The following is a 10,835-nucleotide window of genomic DNA, read 5'->3' as shown; positions in this document are numbered from 1 at the left end:
CCGGACAACGCTTGCCACCTACGTATTACCGCGGCTGCTGGCACGTAGTTAGCCGTGGCTTTCTGGTTAGGTACCGTCAAGGTACCGGCAGTTACTCCGGTACTTGTTCTTCCCTAACAACAGAGCTTTACGACCCGAAGGCCTTCATCGCTCACGCGGCGTTGCTCCATCAGACTTTCGTCCATTGTGGAAGATTCCCTACTGCTGCCTCCCGTAGGAGTCTGGGCCGTGTCTCAGTCCCAGTGTGGCCGATCACCCTCTCAGGTCGGCTACGCATCGTCGCCTTGGTGAGCCGTTACCTCACCAACTAGCTAATGCGCCGCGGGCCCATCTGTAAGTGACAGCCGAAACCGACTTTCAGCTTTTCCTCATGAGAGAAAAAGGATTATCCGGTATTAGCACCGGTTTCCGGTGTTATCCCAGTCTTACAGGCAGGTTGCCCACGTGTTACTCACCCGTCCGCCGCTAACCACCGAAGTGGTTCGCTCGACTTGCATGTATTAGGCACGCCGCCAGCGTTCGTCCTGAGCCAGGATCAAACTCTCCAAGAAAGTTGATTAGCTCATTTTGTTACGTTGGCTTAGTTTCATAAGAAACTAATAATTTTTGTTTGTTGACGTTTTTGTTTGTTTAGTTTTCAAAGAACAATTTCGCTTTTTCTATTAATCTATCAATCAGCGACATTTGTTATTCTAGCATAACAAATGCTGTAATGTCAACTTCTTTTGAATTGTTTTTTTACCTTTTTTTAAGTAAACTACATCAATTCGTAGCAGCGACAAGATTTATAATACTACCCCAGAGGCATATCGTCAACAATTAATTTCTATCATGGTTAGAAATTAATATATAGGAAAAAATATTTAGTAAATCATGTCGTAAAGGAGTGTTTCTATAATGAGTACGTATTCTCATAAAAAAGAAGAAGAAAGTGGATTTACGAATTCTTCAGACCAAGGTTCATTAGAGAACTCAACTCAAAGTGAAAAGTTACCTGAATTTGATGTAATCGGAACAGCACTTAACGACATTTAACCATTTAAAAGCCATTTGCAAGATCAGAAGCTTGCAAATGGCTTTTTTTATCTTTTAATTGCTTTTAAAACGATTGCTTCCCCTTGAAAAGAAACAACTTGATTTTCTTCAATAACAATTCGAAATTTATCTTTTACTTTCGGATCTGACCCTTGAATGTATTCAGATAGTTTATCTTTTTCATCTTGTGATAAATTCATACGATTGCACCAAGGGTCAAACCGAAATGTTTTTTCAAACCGATGCCATTCATATATTTCAAAACCCGCTAATTCAAGCATACGAAGCCATTCGCTTTTCTTCCAAGCTCTGAAATGGCTGTAATCTCTTCTTTTTTCAATAGCATTATAGAAATGATCAAAGAGATCCTCTTCCGGAACGACATTATCATCGAGTAAAAATTGTCCATTTGGTTTAAGTACACGATACACTTCTTCAATAAACTGATTTACATTTGGAAAATGGTGCGGTGCTATCCGACAGGTTACAATATCAAATGCTTCATTTGAAAATGGAAGGTTCTCCGCATCCGCTTGTAAGAACCGAACATTTTGATGTCCATTTCCCTTTGTAAAATTTTCTGCAGCAACAAGCATCTTTGGTGTCAGATCAACTGCTGTAATATTTTTTACTATCGAAGCAAAGGCATTTGCTGTGTGTCCACCACCTGTTGCCACATCAAGTAATTCTTCTTCTCCTGTGCAGGTCACCATTTGCAATAGTTTTTGCAGGTCTTTGCCCTCTTTGTGAATTGGGCTGCTTACATAAGCGTCGGCACTTTTGCCAAACTGCTGTTGCACATCTCTTTTAGTATCCATTTTTATACCTCCGTCATTTCCTTCTTAAATAGACTATAAAACACATACTCTATAAAGAAAATAACGGTTATTTTATGATTTGCAATAAGAAATTGTTATGATTATTCATGAATTTCTAATACTACGGGACAATGGTCGCTTCCCATAATATCTGAATGAATATCAGCCAGCCTTAATCTCTCTCGCAATGTGTCAGATACGATAAAGTAATCGATTCTCCATCCTATATTCCTTTCACGGACTTTATTCATGTATGACCACCATGTATAAGCCCCCTCTTGGTCGGGATAAAAATGGCGGTAGCTATCTACAAAACCAGCTTGAAGTAATGCAGTCATTTTCCCCCGTTCTTCATCTGTAAATCCAGAGTTACCAATGTTAGATTTTGGATTGCGCAAGTCAATTTCTTGATGAGCAACATTCAAATCCCCACATAAAATAACTGGCTTTACTTCGTTCAATTCCTTCAAATGTTGAAAAATGCGGTCCTCCCAATCTAAACGATAGGAGATTCTCGCAAGATCTCTTTGCGAGTTTGGTGTATATACATTTACCAAGAAGAAGTTATCAAACTCCAATGTAAGTATCCTTCCTTCCCCTTCACCTTCATCAGAACCTACCCCGTATCTTACAGTCAAGGGTTTCATTTTAGTAAACACCGCAGTACCTGAATATCCTTTTTTTATCGCATAATTCCAGTACTGATGGTATCCCTCTAACCCAAGGTCAATTTGACCTTCCTGTAGTTTTGTTTCCTGTACACAGAAGATATCTGCATCTACTTCCTGAAAATAGTCCAAAAATCCCTTTTTTACACAGGCTCTTAACCCGTTCACGTTCCATGAAACTAATTTCATATATAATTCCTTCTCCCTTGCTAGCTTATGTCATTGTAATGTTTGTAGATGTCATTTTACCAGCTTGGGTTGCTTAGGGAAAGAACTACGTATTGAAATATAAATAGGCACCTTTCAAGGGTGCCTTTCAATCATGGTAGAAAATACTGTTCAGTTAATTTACCAGAAAACAACTCAGAGACAGGGACTATTTTTATATTTCGTTTTTTAAATTCCTCAACAGAATTGAAAACACCAACAGAACATACCTTCCCCGTTACCCCAACGTGACCAATGGCAATGCCTTTACCTTGGATTTCGGTAACCCTAGCCAACCGGATCATTTGTTTATGCACATATGAAGATGAAGAAATATCATCTAAAAATACATCTCTTTTTAGAAGTGGTACACCAAGTTCCTTTGCAATCTCTGGAAATTTCGATTTCGGGCTTGTACCGCTATCAATTATATACAGTTTTCTTTCTTTTGCTACTTCAACAATTGCACGGACGATTTCTTCATTTTCAACGGCGAGCGAGCCCATATGATTATTAAGACCTACTGCATACGGTACACTCTTAGCCGCCTCTATTACCCTCTTCCGTACCTCTTTAGGTGAAAGATCGACCGTAATCGGCTTGGGACCAAGCCAAGACCTTTTTCCTCTTTTCGGTTCCATAGGTAAATGAATCATCACTTCAAAACCATTTTTATGAGCCCATTCGGCATGTAGCTTTGAGTTTTCAGTGAAAGGCATGACTGCTGCGGTTATTGGAATCTCTCCTTCTAAGAAATCCCGTACACCACCCGTACCTCCGCCAAAATCGTCAATAATAATTGACGCCTTGAATTGTTTCAGTGGTTCTTTATTTTCTGCTCGGGCATTTGAGTGAAACGTAAGAAATATGGCTGGGATAAGAACTAGAGCAAAATTTTTCATGACAACCCCCAAAAGTAAACTTTGAAGTTAATTTGCCCGTTCCTTTGTCTGCTTACCACAACTTTTGAAATTTTTCATGGTTTGATTTTTAGACAATAAAAAAGGAGGACTTGGATAGTCCCCCCTCATTATTTATTCTTCGTCATATACCTTAACTTCTACCATTTTATCGCCATTTCTCATTGCCTTTGCTGTTTCAAGACCTGTTGTCACTTGACCAAATACTGTATGAACACCATTTAAATGCGGCTGAGATTCATGAACGATGAAGAATTGGCTACCACCTGTATTTCTACCTGCATGAGCCATTGATAAAGAGCCAGGAACATGCTTGTGTGGATTTCCTTCTGTTTCACAGTTGATTGTGTATCCAGGACCACCCATACCAGTACCAGTTGGGTCTCCTCCCTGACTTACAAAACCAGGAATAACTCGGTGAAAGACTACATCATTGTAAAAGCCTTCGTTTGCTAATTTTTCAAAGTTAGCTACTGTGCCAGGAGCTTCGTTCGGGAATAAATCAAATTCAATCTTTTCTCCGTTTTCCATCAATATGTATCCTTTTTTAGCCATTAAAAAACACTCCTTTATGTAAAAATCATTTTTATCATACACTTTTTGAAAAATAAAAGAAAGTTTGGTACCTCATTTTCGCATCGCCTATTTATATTTTCAATTACTTTGTGTTAAAATATCATTACCCCTTCCGAACATTCGCTTGTTGCGGGACACTTAACCACTGTACGGACGGAAGGGGCTGGTGCCACATTTGTCGGCATCACAAAGGCCGGGACAATTGTTCCGGCCTTTGTATTTAATCTTTAGTTTTTTCTATCCAATCATGATAAAAAGAAATTACAGTTAAGAAAAACAAATAACCAAAAAATGTGTAAATGTGTTCCCACCTTGCTGAATGGACGAATAAACCTAATACTTCTGCTAATTTTTCAAATACAGACATCAACAAACTTACAAAAAGAATGATTCCTGCTCTCCCCCATTTATTTACCCGTGAAATAGATCGTAAAAAAATAATAACAAGGATAGGCAAACCAACTAATGTAAATACAATATTGATTGGAAAAATTTCTGGGAATGGTCTTATTGGGAATTTATACAACTGCTTTCCAACAAAATATAAATCCATGTAGGATCCAAGCAAAGAAGCAAACACTATGCATGCAAAATATTGCTTACTCCAAAAAGTGAATCGCTTTTTTGGCAAGAGCTGCAAGCTCGAGCCGTTCAAGTGTTTTACAGTATTCATCTTTAATCTCCCCGTTAATCATTTCATCTTTTTCCGTTAAATAATTTACCACTCGCCAATCAGTAAACCAATCACCCTTTTCCGCTTCATCATGATTTACATTTTTCCACGAATTTTCTAAAGAAGGGCTATAAATTTTCCTCGCCTTCGATTTGAGTTGGCAGGATTTTAAGCGAAGTTGATAGGCAAATCCAGGTATGCCCTCATTTACATTATTAAAGATATGAGGCCAATAATCTTTTCTTGAGCCTGTATGCGGATGATTTTTCGCCCATTCAACTGACTGTTTCAAAGTTTGTTCATTTCTAAAAAGTAAAGTATATAACTTTTTTCCAAGTAAAATCCGCTCATTCAGTGATTCGAACTGATGAAGGGTCTGTCCCAATAAATTTCTTTTTCCATATGGAAAGAGAATGTGGTTAAAGGAAAGCCAGTCCTGTAATAAAAATTCAAGTTTATTTAAAACACTTTTCTGATAGTATGGGTTTTGAACTACTCTTTTTTCTAGATAGCTTTGTTCATTTATTACCATAGCAATAGTAAGTGTCGAGGTTTCTTTTGTTCTCCAAAAATTATTCCAAATCGTTTCCATGAAGATGGAGATATTCAAATAAGAAAATAAATAAAACAATGGCTTATTTTGTTTCAAACCTTCCTCGTAAAGCAAAAATTGCGGATAAGCGTCTTGAAAAATAAGCCAATTCCCCCTTTCTAGAAAATTAAAAAACACATCTCTTTCTCTTTTTTGCATCAACCGAGGTAGAAATTCCCCTTGTAGGTCAGTCATATTCCATCCACCATTACGGGAGACCATGTGACCAAGGAACGCCCAATGTATTTCAGGATATTTAAGGTAAAAGTCAAGATAGGCCTTTGTTCTAGTCAAATTGTTGACATTCATTTCTTGTGTCTTGGTTCTAATTTTTTCTAAAAGGGCTTGATCGCTTTTTATTAGCTTATACGTAGAGTGCGGAAGATGCTTTTTCTTTTTTAATTCTTGGGTTATGCCTTCTATCACCGTTTTCTCTCGATTTCTTGTAAATAAAATATACATTACCTCCCTTACGAATTCTCTTGACAAGATGAGAATATGTATAAATTAGAAAAAATTTAGGGAGAGGAATGTGAATCAGTAATGACTGATATAAGTAAGGGCATAGACTGGATTGTTAGACAGCTTAGACAAGATCAATCTCCCAATGGCTCATGGAATTACCCTTTTGAGACAGGTATTTCAACTGATGCTTATACCATCATTTTATTACGGACACTGTCAATAAATGATGAAGAATTAATTCAGGGTTTGGTTAAGAGAATTATTAACAAACAAGAAAAAAATGGAGCCTGGAAACTTTTTTATGATGAAGGTGACGGGAACCTATCAGCAACGGTTGAAGCCTACTATTCTTTGTTATATTCGGGACTGATTGATAAAGAGGACAAACGGCTAATGACAGCCCAAAAATTCATATTATCTAAAGGCGGTTTAGAAGAAGTTAGTATGTTCACAAAAATAATGCTCGCAATAACGGGACAATACAAGTGGCCTGCCTATTCTCTACTCCCCATTGAAGTAATCCTATTACCCTTAAACTTTCCTATTAATTATTATTCCTTTTCAATTTTCGGAAGGGCTAACCTTACTCCAATCATGATATTAACAGATAAGCAGTTTTCAATAAAAACGCAGTACAGTCCCGACCTATCTCATTTATATTTACAACGAAATAGTAAAAACGAATGGAGCCGCTCACAAGACTATCGTTCTTTATACTCGTTTATTGAGGAAGGTGTGAAAAGTTTACTCGGCTTACCCGAACAGCTTCACCAATTGGCCCTTGATCGAGCGAAAAAGTATATGCTTGACCGAATTGAGCCTGACGGCACCTTTTATAGCTATTACAGCAGTACTTTTTTAATGATTTTTGCTCTATTGTCTCTTGGATACAAAAAGAGCGACCCAATTATTACAAAGGCAATAGCCGGAATTAAGTCGATGCAATGCGAAATTAATGGAAAGCCACATATGCAATATACAACTGCCAATGTGTGGAACACTTCTTTGATAAGCTATAGCTTACAATCAGCGGGGATTACCGTAAGCGACGCGATGGTTCAAAAGGCCAATCAATATCTTCTTGAACGACAGCAAGATAAATTCGGAGATTGGGTGGTCCATAACCCTAGAACCATGCCAGGGGGCTGGGGTTTTTCCGATGTAAATACAATTAATCCTGATGTCGATGATACAACAGCTTCTTTACGATCACTATCTAGAATGGTACCATCCGAAGGAGCGGCCTGGGACCGAGGAATTAATTGGGTCTTGTCCATGCATAATGATGATGGAGGCTGGCCAGCCTTTGAAAGGAACACCAATTCTAAACTACTACAGTTTCTTCCGATAGAGAAAGCAGAGTTTTTGATTGCTGATCCTTCAAGTGCCGATCTCACGGGCCGAACACTTGAATTTTTCGGAAATTATACAACCCTTTCCAACAACCACACTTCTATCAAACAAGGAGTTAACTGGCTGCTACGAAATCAGGGAAAGGATGGCTCTTGGTATGGTAGATGGGGGATTTGTTACATTTACGGAACGTGGGCAGCAGTTACGGGGTTATTATCCGCAGGGGTTCCTTCCAATCATTCTTCTATTGTAAGAGGTGTCACTTGGTTACATGAGATTCAAAATACGGATGGGGGTTGGGGAGAATCATGCCATAGTGATAGTAAGAAGACGTATATCCCATTAAATGCAAGCACATTAACACATACTTCCTGGGCACTAGACGCGTTAATTTCTGCCTCGAAAAAACCAACATCTGATATAAAAAGAGGGATCAACTATTTACTTGAATCACTCGAAAAAGAAGATTGGACTACTTCTTATCCAAAAGGACAAGGAATGGCGGGGGGGTTATATATTCACTACCATAGTTATCGCTATATTTTCCCACTCTTAGCCCTGTCACACTATCATAAAAAATTTGGCACCTAAAAATAAAACATCGACGGTAAACTATTTCCGTCGATGTTTTTATTTAACGATTAATTTAGTCAACTGTTTATAGATCTCTACAATTTCATCCATTTTCATTCTAACTAGTCCGCTCGAAGATGGAGCTACAAAATCAATTGTTCCTGGTACGACACACACCTTTTGAGCGCCCCATGGTACGGCCTTACAACCGCTATACTGCTGGTATACACCCTTTCCAACAAAGCAAACTAGTTTTGGTTTAAGTTGTTCGATTTTCCGTTTTAATATTTTTCTTCCCTCTTCGTACTCATCCTTCGTTATTTCATCCGCTGCTTTCGTTGGTCGTTGGACAATATTGGTTAACCCGTACCCAAATTCTAAAAGGTCTGCATCTTCCTCTGCCTCAAATTTCCGTGGGGTAATCCCCGCTTCGAATAAAATTCTCCAAAACCGGTTATTTGGATTAGCATAGTGGTGCCCTACCTCACTAGAGCGGATACTTGGGTTAAAACCTACAAACAGGATGCTTAATTCTTCCTTTAAGTGGTCACTAACAGGTTTCATTCTACTTCACCTTCGTCTTTTAATTATCTCTTCACTTCATTAAAAAATGGTTGTTTTTTTATTTTACCATACTGTTTTCAGTTTCTTTTCAGAGTCATGGACTAAACTGCAAACAAAGATAGAAGGAGGTATGGAATGTGAAAGAAAAATGGAGACATTTCACAATTTTACTTGCAGTCATACTACCATTACTTTCAATTGGAACAAGTGTCATAGCAGATGATGGCGAAGACCATGACGAGGAGGATAGACAAGAATATTATCAAGAAGAAGATGAAGATGAGGATGATAATAATGAGGATGAATGGGACGTCCCTATAAGTGAAAAACAACAAATAGAATTTTGGAATTTATGGTCAAGGCAACCAAGCAACAATCCTAATAAACCACTTCCTATTTCAGAGCCTACAGAGGTTCCTGTCATCATCAATCAAAACAAAATAGTAATTTATATGATTCCTCAAGATGGACAGATCCTAATTCCAGCAAATGAAATAGCAAAAGCAATTGGAGCAAAGGCTGCATTCTATCCATATAGTGAGATATCCGTTCTATCTAAAGGAAATATTGAGCTGATTGTTAAAGCAGGATCAAACGCAGTTTTTGAAAATAGGTTCAAAACTCCGATGCCAATTCAAGCTGTAGCCTATGAAAATACAGTTTATCTACCAATTTCCGTTGCTGCAAACGCCTTCGGCTATCGTATTAAATGGAACAATACTCAAAAAGTCATGGAATTACAACAAATTCAATAAGGAGCGTGACATAGGTGAATAAATCAAATCAATCAAAATGGGTCCTTGGGATTACCGGGACTGCCCTTTCAGCATTTGTAATCAGTCAAATAAGTGTCAATCAACCGAGTCAGGGGTTGCCAAACTCAGAAACAATCATCTATAAATCGATGAGCAATGAAGAAAAAGAATTTGCACAGCTAGATTGGTCCAATTTTTCAATTAATGGAGCAGTTGTCTCAGAAAGCGTGATGCAAAGTGATAGGAATACACGGAGATCATGAAGGGCTAGAAACATTGTCATTTGATGCTATGAACACAAATTTTTATTTTGCAATCTCTAATTGTAAGATTTCAACTTGGAAGATAGTAATGGAAGAATGGGTCCGCTATGTGGAATATGAATGGTCAAGGTTTCGAAAAGACAATGAATTGGATCGTTTAAACCAATTGAAGGTAGGTGAGGAAATGAGTCTATCTGACCCTCTATTCGACGTCCTAAAACAAGCAGAAGCTTTTCGCAAGAAAACGAGGGGACTCTTTTCTCCCTATCTTTCATTACAGATGCAATATCATGGGTATGAACAATCCTTTCCATTTGATGTAGGCTCCGAACAAAACCAATTATATTCTCTAGTTTCCGAAGAAGAACAGCCACCTTTCCTGATTAATTCGAAAAACCAAACTGTTTTGCGTGTAGCTGAAGGGCAAATAGACCTTGGTGGAATTGGAAAAGGATATACCGTTCAAGCAGCAGCTCAATGGTTAAAAAACATAGGTAGATCAGTAGCTGGAATAGTGGATGGTGGTGGGGATATTACAGTATGGTCTGATGGCAGTAGGGTTTGGAGAATTGGAGTGAGCGATCCCTATCATAATGAGGAGGAATTTGCCCATTTCAATATAAAAAATGGAGGCATCGCTACCTCCAATGTTATTTTTCGAGGCTGGATGCAAGGATCAATACGCAAACACCATATCTTAAATGGACAAACAGGTATACCTGCAGACAACGGTATTATACAAGCGACAGTTATTTCCAATAACCTCCTTGAAGCAGAGGTAGGTGCCAAAGTAAGTCTTATGGTGGATCAAGCTTTAATTAAGAATCATTTACAAAAATTAAATCTAAGCTGTTCTTATCTACTAGTAAGTAATCAAGGAAGAATACTGACTGGATAAAGGAGGACCGGGCAATGAGTGAATATCTCTCGGTTTGGGCGTTGATACGTGCTTCTGGGTTTTTAGCCTTTTATTTTCTTACTCTATCTCTAATAATTGGCTTATTTAGCTCCTATTCTATAATGAAAAAAAAGAAAGCTACTCTGCTATCGTACCATCAAACTAGTGGCTGGTACGGAATGCTAACTATTATTTTTCACATTATCCTAATTTGGCGTGATCAGTATGTTCCTTATTCTTTAAGTGAACTTCTCCTACCTTTTTACGCAAATAACAAACCTTTGTATTCAGCACTTGGAACACTTTCATTTTACCTATTTTTAATAGTATTAGGCTCCTCGGATTTTTTTATAAAAAAATCCGAGGAGCCGAAAATGGAAAAAAATCCATCTCGCAGTAATCCCTGCATGGATATTTATGCTTATGCATGGACTGACAATTGGGACCGATTCTTCTAAAAGCTGGGCATTAGTTA

The 10,835-nt window shown here is 38.1% G+C and carries 13 protein-coding genes and 1 rRNA gene (1 of these 14 running past the window's edge); 6 read left to right on the top strand and 8 right to left on the bottom strand.

The genetic code is table 11. From position 1 onward, the window contains the following. Positions 1 to 551: ribosomal RNA gene (locus RCG25_RS11065) — 16S ribosomal RNA — on the bottom strand (it extends 984 nt beyond the left edge of the window). 346 nt (positions 552 to 897) lie between these two features. On the opposite strand from RCG25_RS11065, the gene RCG25_RS11060 reads away from it, so the two are divergent. After that, complete coding sequence (locus RCG25_RS11060) at positions 898 to 1,035, top strand: hypothetical protein (protein WP_308083719.1); 138 nt, start codon at positions 898 to 900, stop codon at positions 1,033 to 1,035. A 47-nt stretch (positions 1,036 to 1,082) separates the two neighbouring features. On the opposite strand, the gene RCG25_RS11055 is transcribed toward RCG25_RS11060, so the two are convergent. From RCG25_RS11055 to RCG25_RS11030, 6 genes are all read right to left on the bottom strand, one after another. Next, entirely contained in the window at positions 1,083 to 1,853 is a 771-nt protein-coding gene (locus RCG25_RS11055; protein WP_308083718.1) for a class I SAM-dependent methyltransferase, read from the bottom strand. Positions 1,854 to 1,954: 101 nt separating this feature from the next. After that, a complete protein-coding gene (locus RCG25_RS11050; RefSeq protein ID WP_308083717.1) occupies positions 1,955 to 2,710 on the bottom strand; it encodes an exodeoxyribonuclease III in 756 nt (251 codons plus the stop codon). 131 nt (positions 2,711 to 2,841) lie between these two features. Continuing rightward, a complete protein-coding gene (locus RCG25_RS11045; protein ID WP_308083716.1) occupies positions 2,842 to 3,630 on the bottom strand; it encodes a divergent polysaccharide deacetylase family protein in 789 nt (262 codons plus the stop codon). Between the two features lie 132 nt (positions 3,631 to 3,762). Continuing rightward, positions 3,763 to 4,203 carry a peptidylprolyl isomerase gene (locus tag RCG25_RS11040; RefSeq protein WP_308083715.1) on the bottom strand — a complete coding sequence of 147 codons (441 nt, stop codon included), beginning with the start codon at positions 4,201 to 4,203 and terminating at the stop codon, positions 3,763 to 3,765. 241 nt (positions 4,204 to 4,444) lie between these two features. Next, positions 4,445 to 4,897, bottom strand: coding sequence for a CBO0543 family protein (locus RCG25_RS11035; RefSeq protein ID WP_308083714.1), 453 nt, complete (start codon positions 4,895 to 4,897; stop codon positions 4,445 to 4,447). Next, on the bottom strand, positions 4,824 to 5,951 hold the full coding sequence (locus RCG25_RS11030) for a DUF2515 family protein (protein WP_308083713.1): 1,128 nt from the start codon (positions 5,949 to 5,951) through the stop codon (positions 4,824 to 4,826). The genes RCG25_RS11035 and RCG25_RS11030 overlap by 74 nt, the downstream gene beginning before the upstream one ends. 81 nt (positions 5,952 to 6,032) lie before the next feature. Here RCG25_RS11030 and RCG25_RS11025 point away from each other — a divergent pair, with 81 nt between their 5' ends. Then, a complete protein-coding gene (locus tag RCG25_RS11025; RefSeq protein ID WP_308083712.1) occupies positions 6,033 to 7,898 on the top strand; it encodes a terpene cyclase/mutase family protein in 1,866 nt (621 codons plus the stop codon). Between the two features lie 39 nt (positions 7,899 to 7,937). On the opposite strand, the gene RCG25_RS11020 is transcribed toward RCG25_RS11025, so the two are convergent. After that, positions 7,938 to 8,444, bottom strand: coding sequence for a mismatch-specific DNA-glycosylase (locus tag RCG25_RS11020; RefSeq protein WP_308083711.1), 507 nt, complete (start codon positions 8,442 to 8,444; stop codon positions 7,938 to 7,940). A gap of 137 nt (positions 8,445 to 8,581) precedes the next feature. Between RCG25_RS11020 and RCG25_RS11015 the strand changes: the two genes are divergently transcribed. The 4 genes from RCG25_RS11015 (at position 8,582) to RCG25_RS11000 (ending at position 10,818) form a co-directional block, all read left to right on the top strand. Continuing rightward, positions 8,582 to 9,199: a stalk domain-containing protein gene (locus RCG25_RS11015; RefSeq protein ID WP_308083710.1), complete on the top strand. Its 618-nt coding sequence runs from the start codon at positions 8,582 to 8,584 to the stop codon at positions 9,197 to 9,199. A 14-nt stretch (positions 9,200 to 9,213) separates the two neighbouring features. Beyond that, on the top strand, positions 9,214 to 9,462 hold the full coding sequence (locus RCG25_RS11010) for a hypothetical protein (RefSeq protein WP_308083709.1): 249 nt from the start codon (positions 9,214 to 9,216) through the stop codon (positions 9,460 to 9,462). Positions 9,463 to 9,550: 88 nt separating this feature from the next. After that, a complete protein-coding gene (locus RCG25_RS11005) occupies positions 9,551 to 10,360 on the top strand; it encodes an FAD:protein FMN transferase (protein ID WP_308083708.1) in 810 nt (269 codons plus the stop codon). Positions 10,361 to 10,374: 14 nt separating this feature from the next. Further along, the gene (locus RCG25_RS11000; protein WP_308083707.1) at positions 10,375 to 10,818 is read left to right on the top strand and encodes a hypothetical protein; all 444 of its coding nucleotides are present in this window, start codon (positions 10,375 to 10,377) and stop codon (positions 10,816 to 10,818) included. Positions 10,819 to 10,835: the final 17 nt, after the last annotated feature.

The organism is Neobacillus sp. PS2-9 (genome assembly GCF_030915525.1).
Lineage (GTDB): Bacteria > Bacillota > Bacilli > Bacillales > Cytobacillaceae > Neobacillus.
The sequence above is the reverse complement of the archived record's forward strand: the minus strand, read 5'-3'. Positions and strand labels throughout refer to the sequence as shown.